We start from the raw sequence: 14768 nt of genomic DNA, 5'->3' as shown, positions 1-14768 counted from the left end.
GCATTCACCACATCCATGTGGCTTAGCAACGCAGGAGCAGTTGCCGAGGACGCCGTAAATACATCCCTGTAGGCTTGGCGGCAGCATCCCTGCTGCCGACACCTGCGCTCTAAACACCCTGCCCAGGCTTGGTATTGTCCCGTCTTAAGTTGGTAGCCTAACATTTACTTTACAACAGAATTAATCAACAGTGAATGAGGACTGCTGTCTTGGCTACTAACCGACTCGATAGTGCCGATTAAATCCCCAGGTGCAGAAACCGCGTTACCGGTTTTTGACACGCGCGCAATCAACTTAACATCTGGAAACATCGATAACTTATACATAGGTGACATCGCCAGCGCGTCGGACAACACGACTTGAATGGGTAGTTCAGCAGCTGTTTTACGCACTACCGCTAAAGGCATTTTTGGGCCTGAAACCGCTTGGGCGTAGATAAACACAGTATCATTAGCGCTTACTTTAGTTTTTAACTCGGCTGCGATAGCAACGCTTAAGTGAATCTCACTAGCTACCTTTGATTCTTTTGGTGGCACAGGTTCAGATGTACCCGCACCAGGCGTGGCATTTACGCTTGCCAACATCGCTTTGACTTGTTGTTGCGCTTCCGAATCTTTAGGTAATAAGTCATAGAGTTTTTGCCATAATTTAATCGCTTCTGGCACCTGCCCTGCCTGAGCTTTAACAACCCCGCCAAACCATAAGGCAGAAACATTATCTGGCTCGCGTGCTAATACGTTTAATACCAGCTCGGCGGGTTTTCCACTAAACTGCTCATGATTAGCTAATGCCAACACTTCAGCATATTCCAACATGACGTCGCTACGCTCACCTAACAACTGATAAGCATGTGCATAAGCATCAGCTGCCTTAGGAAATTGCTGTAAATATTTATACGACTTGCCTAACATATACCAGCCCTCAGCATTATCAGGGTCAGTTTTCATGCGCTCGGCAAGCTTGGCAACCATTCTATTAATGTCTTCGGCACTCGGTGTAGCCTTTGGTTGCGCCAGCATTTCTGGCGTAGGCTCTAATGCTTGAAAATCACCGATGCGACTGTATAACAATAAAGAAAATGCCGGTATTGCCAAACATAACACAGGCATTAACCAGCGGCCTTGTGTTTGTGTAGCCTCGACTACTTTAGTAACCGCTAAATCATCAGCAAGGCTTAACTCTAACTCTTGTCGCTGTTGTTGGTAATCGTCGTCAGATAACACACCTGCGTTTTTTTGCTGCTTTAGCTCTTGCAACTGGCTTTTTGCGATAGCTATATTTTGCTCGGCTATATTTATCTCGTTGACTTTCGGCACCTTAATCAACGGCAATAACAGCATTGCCAATGCTGTTAGCAACATCACAGCGATTAAACATATAAACAACGCGGTCAAACCTCTTCTCCTTCATCTAACAATCGACGGATATTAGCTAAATCAGGCTGGTAACCGCTTGTTCCGGTTTAGTCTTGCGTTTATGCTTTATCACTAAACCCACTGAAATTAAGCCTACTATTAAAAAAGCAACAGGCCCTAACCAAAGCACACCGGTTTTCGCTTTAAACGGTGGGTTGTATAAAACAAAATCGCCATATCTATCGGTCATAAAACGCAAAATCTCGTCTTGACTACGGCCTTGTTGTAACATTTCATAAACTTGTCTACGCAAATCGGCGGCAAGCTCGGCATTAGAATCGGCTATGGTTTGATTTTGGCAGACTAAACACCGTAGCTCAGAGGTAATATTTTCATACTCCGCTTGCTGAGTAGCATTGTCAAAACGCAACGTATCAATAGCTAATGCGGTAGTCACCGGGCATAACAGACTTAGTAATAGCAATAATCTCATTACGGCTCCGCTTGCAATTGCAAAATTAAAGGCAACAATTCGTCTTGAACAGCCTGAATGGTCACAGGCCCAGTGTGTTTATGGCGTACTACACCTTTTTTATCCATCACAAAGGTTTCAGGTACACCATACACGCCCCAATCAAGACCTATGCGACCGTCATTATCCATAATACTCATCGTGTAAGGATTGCCTAAATCAGCTAGCCATTGTTTAGCAGCGTCAGGTTCATCTTTATAATTTAATCCAATAAGCGTTACGGGCTGCTGCTTAACAAATTCATTCAACACCGGGTGTTCCTGCCGACAAGACACGCACCACGATGCCCACACGTTTAACAACCATACTTTCCCTTTTAAGTCATCAGGAGTTAATACTTGTTCAGGCACATCTAGCTGCTTAGCCGAAAACACCGGTGCGGGTTTGTTTAACAACGGTGACGGGATTTCGCTTGGATTTAAATGTAATCCAATAGCTAAAAACACCGCCATAATAATGAAAATAATTAATGGGATAATATACTTAAGCATGTTTAGTTACTCGATAACGCTTATCACATGCCGCACACAGCCCACCCACGGCCATAAATACCGCGCCTAACCAAATCCAGCGAATAAACGCTTTATAATAAATGCGTAAACTCCACGCGCCTTGCTCGTCTAAGGGCTCGCCTAAAGCGACAAATAAGTCTCTAAACAACCCTGCATCAATGCCTGCTTCTGTCATCGGCATGGTTTGTACGCGATAAATTCGTTTTTCAGGCGCAAGTTCAGCGACTTGCTTGCCGTCATAACTGACCGTCACTCGCCCCTTCTCGGCGGCGAAATTAACGCCTTGAGTTTCCTCTACACCATGAAACTCAAACACATAACCGGATAAATCTAGCTTTTCATGCACGGCCATGCGCACATCTTTTTCTACGCTATAAATGGAGGTTAACGTAATGCCGGTTATAAATACGGCAATACCTAAATGCGCCAGCGTCATACCGTAAAATCCAGCCGGTATACTTAGGACTCGTTGCCAAGTAAATTCGCGATTTGTTAAGCGCTCAACAAAATGCCAGTACGGCAATCGCAGCACTCCATAACGCTAACGTCAAACCTAGCCCAGCAAGCCAAGAATAAAACGGCATCAATAACGGTAATGCAAAACCTAAACTGACACAGCCTGCAATCACCCAACGTAAACGGGTTGTTAAACCCAATAAATTATCTTGTTTCCAATGCAACAGTACACCTAAACCGACTGCCAGCGCTAATGGTGCCATTAACGGGATAAACACGGCATTAAAGTACGGTGGGCCAACCGAAATCTTACCCAAACCCAACGCATCAATGATTAAAGGATAAAGTGTACCCAATAAAATACTGCTCGCTGTGACCACCAGTAACACATTATTCAATAAAATCACTGATTCCTTAGACGTTATCGCAAACGTCGCGCTGCTTTTTACATAAGGTGCACGTATCGCATAAATCAATAATGAGCCACCTACGACTACCGCCAAAAATACTAAAATAAACAAACCACGCGCTGGGTCGCTAGCAAAGGCATGTACCGACGTTAATACGCCAGAACGTACTAAAAACGTGCCTAATAAGCTTAAAGAAAAAGCAAAAATGGCTAATAACACCGTCCAGGTTTTAAAAACGCCGCGTTTTTCAGTCGCCGCTAAGGAATGCATAAGCGCCGTACCCACCAACCACGGCATAAACGACGCATTTTCCACCGGGTCCCAGAACCACCAACCGCCCCAACCTAATTCGTAATACGCCCACCAACTGCCTAAGGCAATGCCTAACGTTAAAAACATCCAAGCCATATTCGTCCAAGGCCTTGACCAACGCGCCCAAGCGGCATCGAGTCGGCCTTCTAATAAAGCCGCCAACGCAAAGGCAAACGCAACAGAAAACCCGACATAGCCCATATAAAGCATCGGTGGATGTATCGCTAAGCCTGGGTCTTGTAACAACGGATTTAAATCCCGCCCTTCTACCGGTATCGGAAATAAGCGCACAAACGGATTTGATGTTAATAGCAAAAACAATAAAAAACCGACCGCTACTAAGCCCATAATGCCTAAAATTCTAGCCAGTGTCGCATCGGGAATCGCTTTATTAAACTTAGCCACTAATCCCGTCCAACACGCCAACACTAAAGCCCATAATAGCAACGAGCCTTCATGCGCACCCCATACGCCAGAGATTAAATATAAGGTCGGCAATGCGGTATTAGAGTTTTTCGCAATATACGCGACTGAAAAATCATGCGTTAAACTGCTATACGTCAAACAGCCATACGCTAGCGCGACAAATAATAGCTCAGCAAATGCTGCAGGTTTCGCCAATGCAATCCAACGGCTAATACCGCGATAAGCGCCGATCAGCGGCACCGTACCTAACACCAATGCCATGCATAAAGCGAGAATAAGAGAAAAATGACCGAGTTCGGGAATCATGAGGATTGAAATCTAACGAAGTTAATATATTGTTTAGCTATCATTGCTGCTCAACCTGCTTTTTCAAACTCGCCTTCACTTCCGGCGGCATATAATTCTCATCATGCTTAGCAAGTACCTCTTCGGCGACAAACACACCCCGGCTATCCAGCTTGCCATTCGCAACAATACCTTGGCCTTCGCGGAATAAGTCGGGCAAGATACCGGTATATTCAACAGTGACATCTTTGCTAAAGTCAGTAAGCTTAAATCTCACCATTAAACCCTTATCAGGCCGTTCAACTGAGCCTTTCACCACCATACCACCTAATCTAAACAAAGTTTCCTTAGGTGCTTTACCGGCTAGCACATCAGACGTTGAAAAAAAGTACATTAGATTTTCGTTAAACGCTTTCAACGCAAAACCAACGGCGACTGCAATACCGGCGACCATTAACACGATTAAAATCAAAACGTTGTCTTCTTGCAGGCTTCATCATCATAGTTGTCTTTGCTCTTTTAATGCGAGTTTACGCAACAACTGCTTACGTTTAATCATCGGCAAAATCATGGTCGCGAGTAATACAACGAAACAAATACCATAAGCCGTCCATACATAAAACGCATAACCGCCCATATAGAAAAATTCTGCTAATGTCATAGCGTTTGCTCCGTAATCAATTTCTTAACCCATTGTGCCGTGCGTTCTCGTTGTAATAACTCTAGCTTCGCGCGTTGTAGCATCGCGATAACATAATAAAACTTAAAGGCTAACGCCATCAGCAACAACGGAATCAACATACTGACATGAATAGATGGCTTATCCATCTTAGTCACTGTTGCACCCTGATGTAAGGTACTCCACCATTCCACCGAATAATGAATAATCGGAATATTCACTACGCCCACTAAAGCCAAAATCGCTACGGCTTTCGACGCTGTTTTCTTATCATCAATCGCACCGTATAAGCCAATCACGCCAAGATATAAAAACAACAAAATCAACTCTGACGTTAAGCGTGCATCCCAGACCCACCAGGTCCCCCACATAGGTTTACCCCATAAGGAACCCGTCACTAAAGCAATAAAGGTAAACGCCGCACCGACCGGTGCACTGCTAATAGCGACAATCTCAGCTAATTTTATGCGCCAAATCAAACCAATAGCCCCGGCAATCGCCATCATCATATAGATAAATAACGACATCCAGGCTGCTGGTACATGAATATAAATAATGCGATAACTATCGCCTTGTTGATAATCCGCAGGCGCTAAATACAAGCCACCCACGAGACCGCTAATCAGTAAGATTAAAAATAGCGCAACCAACCAAGGCATTAAGCGATTAGTTAACGCATAAAAATGGGGGGGCGATGCCAAACGATGAAAAAATCGCCCAATAGGCTCAGGAATTAAAAACATAGGATTATTAAAAAAACAGAAGAAAACCTTGTTACCGTTAAGCTTCACAGATTAGTGAAGGCCGTCAAAATGTATTGCTTAACTTTCGGTAAAAGGTTCAAAACCATCAAGCTTTACAATACGAAGGCAGCCAGCTCTTTGCCAGCATAGTTTCTGGCACTACGCTATAATCAAAGGCTTCGCCGTCTCTTATCATTTGTTCAACATCGAATAACAACGCAACTTCAGGAATATCGGCAAAAAATAAACGATAAAAAGGCTTAACCAACCATTTAGACACTTTAGTATTGGTATCACCTAAAAAATTTCGGCGTTGCCCTACATGTGCAATCTCATCAATGGTAATTTCAGCCAGTAACGCTTTTAATCGCTGACAAACCTCTGGCTCGTCCGCTAATACGTCGTCAAACAACTGGTTTAAATGAAAATAATACGTCACGCCCATTAATTCAGTCACAAACGCTGGCCCATCCATGATAACCCCTGGTAATTTAGGGAATTGCCGATAAAACCACTCTTGCCAAGGCGGTAATGGCACCCATTCAACGTGGTCTAAACCGCAGGTTTTAAGCATCTCATCAAATAAGCGCCAATGACAAAATTCTTCTGCTAAATGCACGCGGCTAATCTTGTCCTCAACCGTCGTGGCACTCGCTAAATCAGGCACTGCATCCCAAGCACCTTTTATGCCAACCCATTCGTGTCTTGCAAATTTATAAATACTGGTCAGCATTAAGGTCATACGATCTAAGTCTTCGGGCTTATCAATCATTTTGACATAGTTGCGATAAAACGCGTCTGGATTAGCCAACGGTTTTCGTAACCTGACTGGATGCTGCTGGAAATACTGCAATTTCTCGCGCTTTTTCGCTAAGTCTTTATCAGCTTCCAATAACTCACCGCCATGTTGCTGGCTAAACTGCCAATAGTCGATGAAGTTTTGTTGTCGCTGCTCAGCCGTTGCTGGCGTAAATATCGAACAAAAAAGTAGTTGAATTCATAAAGTTGCCCTAGTAACAATTGTTAGCTCATACTCATTTTCAAACGCCGCCACAGTTGGCCAAGGCGTTAACACCAAACGCTAACACCAGCATAGCGCTTAAAATATTAATTTGGGCAGATACCACTAAACCTGAACTCGCCATCGTCACCGCATTACTAGCAAAAATCAGCACCGGTACATATAACGGCAGCACTAATAACGACAAAATCATACCGCCTCGACGCAAGCCAACCGTCAACGCCACACCAATTGCCCCCACCAGACTCAACACTGGCGTGCCTAATAACAAGGTTTGCATTAATACACCTAACACGGTATTCGGCAAGCCTAAAAACACCGCTAACAATGGCGCAATCAACAACAATGGCAAACCGGTCACTAGCCAATGCGCACACACTTTTGCCAAGATTAAAATCGACGCAGGATACGGGCTTAATAAAATCTGTTCTAACGAACCATCATCAAAATCAGACCGAAACAAACTATCCAACGATAACATCGCCGCTAATAACGCCGACACCCAAATCACACCAGGTGCAATGGCCTGTATAAGCTGCGGCCTCGCGCCTAATCCCAAGGGAAATAGCGTAATCACTAACACGAAAAATAACAACGGATTGGCAATTTCTGAGCGTCTGCGTAACGCTAACAGCAAATCGCGCCGAATAATTGCAAAAAAAGCCTGGCTTAACGACATGGTTTAAAGACGAATGCGTTGCACATCAACGCCGGGTAAATTCAAATCATGGTGTGATGTCATCACAATCATACCACCTTGGTCACAGTGCTGAGTCATTAACGTCTGTGTTAACTGAATGCCTTGTTTGTCTAAGGACGTAAACGGCTCATCTAAAATCCATAACAAACGCTGGGTAATTAATAAACGCGCCAGGGACAAACGCCGTTTTTGTCCAGCTGACAACGCCAATACCAGCGCATCATCATAACCGGTTAACTGCACTTGTGCCAACGCTTCAGCGATTGAATAACGGCCTGGTATGCTTAAGGCTAACGCCACGGTTAAATTTTCCAGCACCGATAACTCTTTTTTAATGCCTTCTAAATGCCCAACATAAGCCATATCGGCATGATACTGAGCCGACCCGATGCGCTCATCGCACCATAAAACCTCACCGGCGTCAGCTTCTCTAAAACCACATAAAATGCGTAACAAAGACGTCTTACCGCTGCCGTTTTTGCCTTCCAATAGCAGCACCTGACCTTGCTGTAAACTAAATGACAACTCGGCAAACAAAATCCTATCATCACGGATACAGCTTAACGCAATCGCTTTGAGCATCACGCTAACCTTTGTCTAACGGCTTCGTATAAAAACACACCGGCGGCTACCGATAAATTCAAGCTTTCTACTTGTCCAAACATAGGCAGCTTCACTAAAACATCGCAGTTCTCCCGCGTTAATCGGCGCATTCCTTTATCCTCCGCACCAATCACCAGTGCGACCGGCACGGTAAAATCAACCTGATAAAGCGTCTGCTCAGCCTCACCCGCCGCACCGATTAACCACAATCCTTGTTGTTTTAATAACCGTAAACACCGCGCTAAATTAGTCACTTGATACACTGGCACCGTCTCGGCTGCTCCGCTAGCCACTTTACACACCGTCGGCGTCATTGCCACAGCATTATCTTTAGGAATAATGACGCCATCAACGCCCGCCGCATCACAGCTACGCAAGCAAGCGCCTAAATTATGCGGGTCTTGTACTTGGTCTAATACTAAAAACAACGCCGGTTTTTCTAACACAGCGAGCTTGTCTTTCAAATCCGCTTCAGTTAACAGCTCAGGTAATAACACCTCAACGACAATACCTTGATGGTTATTGCCGTCAGCATAAGAATCCAATTTTTTTCTATCGGTTTTAATGGGTTCTATACCTAAAGCTTGCAACGCAGTGACAACCGCTTGCAAGCGCGCATCCTGACGCTGACCGTCTAACCAAGCTTTAGTAATTTGCTCAGGCGAATAATCTAACACCGATTTAACCGAGTGTAGACCGTAGAGTTTATTGGCTTTCATATATGGATTTGACTAAGACACTCTTTAAGATTTTGGGTGTTACAAACAGCAATATTTCCCATCATGCCAACCAATAAATTTTTTAATGTGTCTAGCATGATGACATCCGTATGATTTTTACAGACAATTAAAAGGCTATAGCTAGGATCAGCTTGTTCATGGGCCTTCCGATACATACGCTCAAGCACTGCAATCGAGCCGCTCCATTTCTTACAAAACTCGTAAGTTGGCTCTTTATAGACGGATTTGATAATATCTTTTCTAGCTGATACCGTTTTAACATTGCTCTTGCGCAGTACCTCTAATTCATTGGCAATAGTCTGTTGACAGCTTAGTAGCACATCCTTTAAGTCAGTTAACTCAATCAACTGGACTTGATGATTACTTACCAAAAAATAATCTACTTTACTCAACATAGCGCCATGAAAACCGACAGCAACTGCTATGCCATCGTTATCATCTAGCTTATAGGCTAATAATCGCTCACTGGGGCTTTCGCACTCACCGTCACGACTTTTAGCGTGCTGAATAGCAGACAAAAACGGATTCTTATCAAACATAGCTTAGTGCAAATCACTGAAATACAGCTCTTGGTAAGCCATGCTGAGTAACTCTCTGGCTTCTATCAGTTGTTGTAGTTTATTATCCGACTCAAATGGATAGAGTTGACCACCGTGATCAAGATAATGCACCGATAAGAAATCATCTAAAGCCTCAGCACTAAGCTGCATTTTCTTAATACAGACTTCTAAGGCCTTAGCGAAATCCTGGCTATGGGTCGTCATCACAACATTAACACCGGCATTAGCCAACAGCAATAACACATCAACCAGCTTCACCTGCCAATCGGGATGTAGATTAGTTTCTGGCTCATCGATAAAAATAAAAGATCCGGCGGTAATCAAATTTTGTCTCAGCAAGGCGTGAATAATGCCTAGATTCGTCATGCCCAATGACACAAGGTTTTTCGAAATTACATTACCTGTATTGTTTTTAAAACTTAAATCACTACCTTTAAAAACAAACTCGCCGCCTAAAATATCTTTGAGACGCTGACTAGCTTCAATAAAAATCGGCTCTAATTTAGTCTTAGCGCTAAGTGCTTCATCGAGTTCATAGAAATACTTAGGGACGCCTGAAAGCACGTTCTCTTGCTTACCAGCGAAAAAACGATAAATGCTTTCTAATAACCCTGGTCTGTGTTCCTTAGCAAGCCTCAAAGCCCCTCGAACCCGCCAATATGCAGGCGATTCAAAGTAAACAACACTTAGAAATCTATCAATTTCATATATAAAATCTTCTGCAATCTCAAAACCAATTTTTTCAACACCGTTAATTTCAATAGTAAGCAATTGATTAATATGTATTTTAGATTTATCTTCGGCATAATTTATAAGCTCTGCCAAACTCGAAATTTGAAAATTGTCTTTTAGTTCATTGCTCAGCTGAATAGAGAAAATATGAACACAATGTTGTATAGGATTATTTAGTTTGAATAAGAAATCATCAAAATTATTATTCAGAGCATCAATAGTGCTAGCGACATGCTCTAATTTTGTAAATGTTATTTTAAGGCTATCTATATACCCATTAAAGCGATTGCGCATATTCTCGATAACAGAAACTCTTGAGGAAGCAAATGAAAAATACTCTTGAATTTTCCAAGAACTAGCACTTTCAAATTCTGAAATTAACTGTTTTAAATCAGTTTTAATAGATTCTAGTATTTCAATATCAACGTCGTTTTTAATACTTTCATTCAAAGTATCCAATTGCAACTGGATTTGCTTAATAGTTCCGGTTATTGATTGATGATAAACATTTTTATTTATAACATTCAAAACCGAATACAACGCCTTAGTAAAAAAGCTTTTCCCCGTACCATTAGGCCCGGTAATCACAGTAACAGGGCGTACTTGAAATGTCGCTTCTCTAATCTGCCCTAAATTTTTAACCGTAACATCTAGCTTCATAATAACTCTACTAAGATTTCTTACGCTTTCTACGTTTCTTTGCCGTTATCTCAACAGACTTTTTAGGCGTTTTTTGTTTTTGAATCAGCTCAAAATCTATTTTTTTCTCATCTAAATCGACACGTGCGACTTTCACTTGCACCGAATCACCCAAACGGTAATAGATATTAGTCCGTTCTCCTTTCAGTTGGTGACTCACAGGATCAAAATGGAAATAATCCTGCCCTAAATGGCTGATATGGACTAGGCCTTCGACAAAAATATCGGCTAACTCAACAAAAAAACCAAACGAGGTAACAGCTGAAATAATACCGGAAAATTCCTCACCGATTTTATCCATCATGTATTCGCATTTCAGCCAGCTAGTCACATCGCGTGTCGCTTCATCGGCGCGGCGCTCGTTGGCCGAGCAATGTTCGCCTAACACCACCATCTCAGGAACGCCATACACAAAACGTGGTGGGCTTTTTATTTTGCAAACAATGCCGAATCGCTCTGTGTACGAGTAAATCAGGATAACGCCTAATCGGTGATGTGAAATGGGTATACGCGTCTAAGGCTAAGCCAAAATGACCTTTTAATTCTGGGCTGTACACCGCTTGCGACATGGAGCGTAATAACACCGTTTGGATTAAATGCGCATCAGGACGTTCTTTAATCTTGTTGACTAAATGCATATAGTCCAACGGCGTCGGACTGCCAGAGCCACCTAGCTTTAACCCTAACTGGCCTAAGAAATTTTTAAGATTTAATAGCTTATCATCGCTAGGCCCTTCATGGATTCTAAGCAATTTAGGGATTTTTTTGCCATTTAAAAAACGTAGCCGCCGCACTGTTGGCCCGTAATCATAAACTCTTCAATCAATTTATGCGCGTCGTTACGCACGACAGGTACGATTTTGTCAATTTTACGGTTACTGGCAAAAATAATGCGTGTTTCCTGAGTATCAAAATCCATCGCCCCGCGTTGCTCACGGCTATGTCTTAACACCTGAAATAACGCATACATATCGCGTAAATGCGGTAATAATTCTGCATAACGTGCGCTAACGTCAGCATCGTTCTCGACTAAGATTTTCGCCACTTCGGTATAGGTTAAACGCGCCTTAGAATTCATCACCGCATCATAAAAACGCGAACGCTTAACCGTACCTTGAACATCAATCAGCATTTCTGCCACCATGCACAAGCGATCAACTTTAGGGTTTAATGAGCATAAGCCATTCGATAAAATTTCCGGCAACATAGGAATCACTTGCTCAGGAAAATACACCGACGTGCTGCGATTCTTAGCTTCTTTATCTAACGCGGTATTCACTTGCACATAATGCGACACATCCGCTATCGCCACATAGAGTTTCCAACCGCTAGGCGTTTTTTCTGCAGTAAACAGCATCATCAAAATCACGCGCATCTTCACCATCGATAGTCACCAGCGGCAAATCACGCAAATCTTCGCGCCCAAGCTTGGCGTGTTCAGGAACTTCTGGCGTTAATGTCGCTATTTCAGCGAGTACCTCGTCCGGCCAGATATACGGCAATTCATACGAGCGTATGGCCATTTGAATTTCCATGCCGGGCGCTAAATGGTCGCCTAACACTTCGATAACGCGTCCTATCGGCTGGCGTAGCTTAGTCGGTTGCTCAACGATTTCTGCCACAACGATTTGACCGTGTTTAGCACCCGCCAGCCCGTCTTTCTGTAATAACACGGTTTGTGCCATATTTTTATTATTAGGCACCACATAACTAAAACCGCCTTCTTGATAGAGCTTACCGACAACTTGATGGGTATTACGCTCTAAAATCTCAACCACAGCCGCTTCACGACGGCCTTTTTTATCGATGCCTACAATACGCACTAACGCTCTATCGTTGTGCAATAAGGGATTCATTTCTCTAGGCGATAAGAATAAATCTTCTGAGCCATCATCAGGCCGGATAAAACCAAAGCCATCGGCATGACCTAACACACGACCTACGACTAAATCTTTATTATTCACTAAACAATAGCGCTGTTCTCGATTAAACAACACTTGTCCATCGCGCTCCATCGCACGTAATCTGCGTCTTAACGCTTCTAACTGGTCTTCTGACGATAATTCAAAGGCTTGCGCAATTTCTTTACGCGCTAATGGCTTGCCCTCATGGGCAATAAATTCGAGGATAATTTCCCGACTCGGAATAGGATTCTCATATTTTTCGGCCTCACGCTGAGCGTAAGGATCCAGAGTTGAATGAAAAGCGGTGTTCTTCTTTTTTGACTGTTTAGTCATTACCTTAAAATGATGAGAGAGACTGGCTAGCTCATATCATACCTGCTTAGCCAATCGAATAGAATGCAAAACTAACGATGTAAAATTAATTTCAATACAAATTTACTGCCAAAATAGGCTAATAACAACACAACAAAACCACTAATCGTCCAGTTAATAGCCGTTCTGCCACGCCAACCGTAAATGCTGCGGCCTAATAACAAGCCAGAAAAAATAAACCAGGCGGCAATCGATAATACCGTTTTATGCACTAAATGTTGGGCGAATAAATCTTCGATAAACACAAAGCCGCTGCCTAATGATACGGTTAAAAAACCTAAGCCTACCGCCAGCATTTGAAATAAAAGCGCTTCCATTGCTTGCAACGAAGGCAACGACTGTATAAACGGTTTAGGTCTATGACTTTTTCAATTGCAAATCTTGCACTGCAATTAACCCCGCTTGTAACGCCGCGATATTAAGCAAGCTAAACGCAATAATTGACGCCAAAATATGCACACTCATTGCCCAACTATACACTTTCAAAGGCTGAGGCTGGTCATCTAAACCCAGCTCTAAGCCCAGCATTAAGGCCGCAATTGGAAAAATTGCCACGCCTAGCTTTTCGACAGGCTTAGTTAATGCCGCAAGCAATAATAGTAGCGATACGATTAACGCGACAAAGGCTGCGGTGTTAAAAAAACTAAAATTAAAACCTTGATGCGCATATAAATTATACGCATGGTAACTACCTTGGGTTAATACCGCCAGCCACGCCCAATACGTGACTTTATTGCTTAACACAGCACGCTGAAAATAACGCAGAATCAATGCTGCGCCGACCAGATAACTGCAAATGGACACAATAGCAAGAGCAACAGAAATCATTGACAACAGAGTTTACGAGAGTACGGTTAAGTCTGCTAATGCAAACGGGTTTATGGCTATGTTAATATAACCTGTTAAATAGTCCTAGTGTATTTATGGGCTACCAACTTTAGGCGAAACAACGCCAAGTAGGGACAGGGCGTTTTAGAGCGTAGGTGTTGGCAGCATGGATGCTGCCACCAAGCCTACAGGGACGTATTTACGGCGTCCTACGCTCTGAATGACCTGTACCTACATTAAGTTTGGTAGTGTATTTATGCTAGCCCAGTTAATCCCTGATTCGCCCTACACATCATGTTTGAAAATTTAACCGACCGCTTAAGCGACACACTGAAAAAAATTACCGGTCAAGGCCGACTGACTGAAGAAAATATTAAAGAAACGCTACGAGAAGTCAGAATGGCGCTATTAGAAGCCGATGTTGCGCTTTCTGTCGTCAATGATTTTTTAGACAACGTTAAAGCTGGCGCCTTAGGCCAAGAAGTTCAAAGCAGCTTAACACCTGGCCAAGCAATGGTTAAGCTGGTTCATCAAGAACTCGTTAACGTCATGGGTAGCGCTAGCACAGGACTCAGTTTCCGTACTCAACCCCCAGCGATTATTTTAATGGCAGGTTTGCAAGGTGCAGGTAAAACGACCACTGTTGCTAAATTAGGCCGCTGGCTAAAAGAAACGCAAAAGAAAAAAAAGTCGGCGTGGTCAGCGTCGATATTTACCGTCCCGCCGCGATTAAACAATTACAAACCTTAGCTGAAGATTCAGCGTTAGATTTTTTCCCCAGCGATGACAGCCAAAACCCTGTTGATATAGCGAAAAAAACGCAATTATCGCCGCTAAGAAAAAAAAAAAAAAAAATTCTTAGATGTCATCATCGTTGATACGGCCGGCCGCTTACATAT

Annotated in this window: 20 protein-coding genes and 1 pseudogene; 2 read left to right on the top strand and 19 right to left on the bottom strand. The window is 43.1% G+C overall.

Translation table 11 applies throughout. The features are described 5' to 3' along the window. Positions 1-164 precede the first annotated feature (164 nt). From ccmI to VZ94_RS32010, 19 genes and pseudogenes are all read right to left on the bottom strand, one after another. On the bottom strand, positions 165-1394 hold the full coding sequence (ccmI, locus tag VZ94_RS11080) for a c-type cytochrome biogenesis protein CcmI (protein WP_052700455.1): 1230 nt from the start codon (positions 1392-1394) through the stop codon (positions 165-167). 37 nt (positions 1395-1431) lie between these two features. After that, positions 1432-1848, bottom strand: coding sequence for a cytochrome c-type biogenesis protein (locus tag VZ94_RS11075; protein WP_082081570.1), 417 nt, complete (start codon positions 1846-1848; stop codon positions 1432-1434). Continuing rightward, entirely contained in the window at positions 1848-2378 is a 531-nt protein-coding gene (locus VZ94_RS11070; protein ID WP_045779280.1) for a DsbE family thiol:disulfide interchange protein, read from the bottom strand. Before VZ94_RS11070 ends, VZ94_RS11075 begins: the two co-directional genes overlap by 1 nt. Continuing rightward, positions 2371-4309: pseudogene (locus tag VZ94_RS11065) on the bottom strand (heme lyase CcmF/NrfE family subunit). Before VZ94_RS11065 ends, VZ94_RS11070 begins: the two are co-directional and overlap by 8 nt. 40 nt (positions 4310-4349) lie before the next feature. Beyond that, positions 4350-4742: a cytochrome c maturation protein CcmE gene (gene ccmE, locus VZ94_RS11060; RefSeq protein ID WP_439097730.1), complete on the bottom strand. Its 393-nt coding sequence runs from the start codon at positions 4740-4742 to the stop codon at positions 4350-4352. Between the two features lie 45 nt (positions 4743-4787). Next, positions 4788-4949 carry a heme exporter protein CcmD gene (gene ccmD, locus VZ94_RS11055; RefSeq protein ID WP_045779279.1) on the bottom strand — a complete coding sequence of 54 codons (162 nt, stop codon included), beginning with the start codon at positions 4947-4949 and terminating at the stop codon, positions 4788-4790. Then, the gene (locus VZ94_RS11050; RefSeq protein WP_045779278.1) at positions 4946-5710 is read right to left on the bottom strand and encodes a heme ABC transporter permease; all 765 of its coding nucleotides are present in this window, start codon (positions 5708-5710) and stop codon (positions 4946-4948) included. The genes ccmD and VZ94_RS11050 overlap by 4 nt, the downstream gene beginning before the upstream one ends. A 106-nt stretch (positions 5711-5816) precedes the next feature. Next, on the bottom strand, positions 5817-6602 hold the full coding sequence (locus tag VZ94_RS11045) for a hypothetical protein (RefSeq protein ID WP_338040353.1): 786 nt from the start codon (positions 6600-6602) through the stop codon (positions 5817-5819). A 148-nt stretch (positions 6603-6750) separates the two neighbouring features. Further along, the gene (ccmB, locus tag VZ94_RS11040) at positions 6751-7410 is read right to left on the bottom strand and encodes a heme exporter protein CcmB (RefSeq protein ID WP_045779276.1); all 660 of its coding nucleotides are present in this window, start codon (positions 7408-7410) and stop codon (positions 6751-6753) included. A 3-nt stretch (positions 7411-7413) separates the two neighbouring features. Next, positions 7414-8013 (bottom strand): cytochrome c biogenesis heme-transporting ATPase CcmA, encoded by a 600-nt coding sequence (gene ccmA, locus VZ94_RS11035; RefSeq protein ID WP_045779275.1) that lies wholly within the window; start codon positions 8011-8013, stop codon positions 7414-7416. Continuing rightward, positions 8013-8753, bottom strand: a complete 741-nt coding sequence (gene rlmB / locus VZ94_RS11030; protein ID WP_045779274.1) for a 23S rRNA (guanosine(2251)-2'-O)-methyltransferase RlmB — start codon at positions 8751-8753, stop codon at positions 8013-8015. Before rlmB ends, ccmA begins: the two co-directional genes overlap by 1 nt. Beyond that, on the bottom strand, positions 8750-9313 hold the full coding sequence (locus tag VZ94_RS11025; RefSeq protein ID WP_045779273.1) for a hypothetical protein: 564 nt from the start codon (positions 9311-9313) through the stop codon (positions 8750-8752). Before VZ94_RS11025 ends, rlmB begins: the two co-directional genes overlap by 4 nt. Before the next feature lie 3 nt (positions 9314-9316). Next, positions 9317-10726 carry an AAA family ATPase gene (locus VZ94_RS11020; protein ID WP_045779272.1) on the bottom strand — a complete coding sequence of 470 codons (1410 nt, stop codon included), beginning with the start codon at positions 10724-10726 and terminating at the stop codon, positions 9317-9319. 10 nt (positions 10727-10736) lie between these two features. After that, positions 10737-11177: a S1 RNA-binding domain-containing protein gene (locus tag VZ94_RS28855; RefSeq protein WP_239649859.1), complete on the bottom strand. Its 441-nt coding sequence runs from the start codon at positions 11175-11177 to the stop codon at positions 10737-10739. Next, positions 11161-11559, bottom strand: coding sequence for an RNB domain-containing ribonuclease (locus tag VZ94_RS30685; protein ID WP_275575209.1), 399 nt, complete (start codon positions 11557-11559; stop codon positions 11161-11163). Before VZ94_RS30685 ends, VZ94_RS28855 begins: the two co-directional genes overlap by 17 nt. Beyond that, positions 11538-12140: an RNB domain-containing ribonuclease gene (locus VZ94_RS30680; RefSeq protein WP_275575208.1), complete on the bottom strand. Its 603-nt coding sequence runs from the start codon at positions 12138-12140 to the stop codon at positions 11538-11540. Before VZ94_RS30680 ends, VZ94_RS30685 begins: the two co-directional genes overlap by 22 nt. Beyond that, positions 12094-13002 carry a winged-helix domain-containing protein gene (locus VZ94_RS28845; RefSeq protein ID WP_239649858.1) on the bottom strand — a complete coding sequence of 303 codons (909 nt, stop codon included), beginning with the start codon at positions 13000-13002 and terminating at the stop codon, positions 12094-12096. The genes VZ94_RS30680 and VZ94_RS28845 overlap by 47 nt, the downstream gene beginning before the upstream one ends. A 71-nt stretch (positions 13003-13073) precedes the next feature. Then, positions 13074-13358 (bottom strand): cytochrome C assembly family protein, encoded by a 285-nt coding sequence (locus VZ94_RS32015; protein ID WP_338040352.1) that lies wholly within the window; start codon positions 13356-13358, stop codon positions 13074-13076. 40 nt (positions 13359-13398) lie between these two features. Further along, complete coding sequence (locus tag VZ94_RS32010; RefSeq protein ID WP_338040351.1) at positions 13399-13875, bottom strand: hypothetical protein; 477 nt, start codon at positions 13873-13875, stop codon at positions 13399-13401. Between the two features lie 288 nt (positions 13876-14163). Here VZ94_RS32010 and VZ94_RS11005 point away from each other — a divergent pair, with 288 nt between their 5' ends. Together VZ94_RS11005 and VZ94_RS33260 are read left to right on the top strand one after the other, a co-directional pair. Continuing rightward, complete coding sequence (locus tag VZ94_RS11005) at positions 14164-14619, top strand: signal recognition particle receptor subunit alpha (protein WP_275575207.1); 456 nt, start codon at positions 14164-14166, stop codon at positions 14617-14619. Beyond that, entirely contained in the window at positions 14565-14747 is a 183-nt protein-coding gene (locus VZ94_RS33260; RefSeq protein ID WP_275575206.1) for a hypothetical protein, read from the top strand. The genes VZ94_RS11005 and VZ94_RS33260 overlap by 55 nt, the downstream gene beginning before the upstream one ends. Positions 14748-14768 lie beyond the last annotated feature (21 nt).

The sequence above is a fragment of the Methylocucumis oryzae genome (assembly GCF_000963695.1).
GTDB lineage: Bacteria > Pseudomonadota > Gammaproteobacteria > Methylococcales > Methylomonadaceae > Methylovulum > Methylovulum oryzae.
This window is presented reverse-complemented; position numbering and strand designations above follow the sequence as displayed.

Excerpts from the sequence above, each read along its gene's own strand:
- VZ94_RS11075 (WP_082081570.1), bottom strand. The coding sequence starts at position 1,848 with ATGAGATTATTGCTATTACTAAGTCTGTTATGCCCGGTGACTACCGCA.
- VZ94_RS11070 (WP_045779280.1), bottom strand. The coding sequence starts at position 2,378 with ATGCTTAAGTATATTATCCCATTAATTATTTTCATTATTATGGCGGTG.
- ccmE (WP_439097730.1), bottom strand. The coding sequence starts at position 4,742 with ATGGTCGCCGGTATTGCAGTCGCCGTTGGTTTTGCGTTGAAAGCGTTT.
- ccmD (WP_045779279.1), bottom strand. The coding sequence starts at position 4,949 with ATGACATTAGCAGAATTTTTCTATATGGGCGGTTATGCGTTTTATGTA.
- VZ94_RS11050 (WP_045779278.1), bottom strand. The coding sequence starts at position 5,710 with ATGTTTTTAATTCCTGAGCCTATTGGGCGATTTTTTCATCGTTTGGCA.
- ccmB (WP_045779276.1), bottom strand. The coding sequence starts at position 7,410 with ATGTCGTTAAGCCAGGCTTTTTTTGCAATTATTCGGCGCGATTTGCTG.
- ccmA (WP_045779275.1), bottom strand. The coding sequence starts at position 8,013 with ATGCTCAAAGCGATTGCGTTAAGCTGTATCCGTGATGATAGGATTTTG.
- rlmB (WP_045779274.1), bottom strand. The coding sequence starts at position 8,753 with ATGAAAGCCAATAAACTCTACGGTCTACACTCGGTTAAATCGGTGTTA.
- VZ94_RS11025 (WP_045779273.1), bottom strand. The coding sequence starts at position 9,313 with ATGTTTGATAAGAATCCGTTTTTGTCTGCTATTCAGCACGCTAAAAGT.
- VZ94_RS11020 (WP_045779272.1), bottom strand. The coding sequence starts at position 10,726 with ATGAAGCTAGATGTTACGGTTAAAAATTTAGGGCAGATTAGAGAAGCG.
- VZ94_RS30680 (WP_275575208.1), bottom strand. The coding sequence starts at position 12,140 with ATGCGCGTGATTTTGATGATGCTGTTTACTGCAGAAAAAACGCCTAGC.
- VZ94_RS28845 (WP_239649858.1), bottom strand. The coding sequence starts at position 13,002 with ATGACTAAACAGTCAAAAAAGAAGAACACCGCTTTTCATTCAACTCTG.
- VZ94_RS32015 (WP_338040352.1), bottom strand. The coding sequence starts at position 13,358 with ATGGAAGCGCTTTTATTTCAAATGCTGGCGGTAGGCTTAGGTTTTTTA.
- VZ94_RS11005 (WP_275575207.1), top strand. The coding sequence starts at position 14,164 with ATGTTTGAAAATTTAACCGACCGCTTAAGCGACACACTGAAAAAAATT.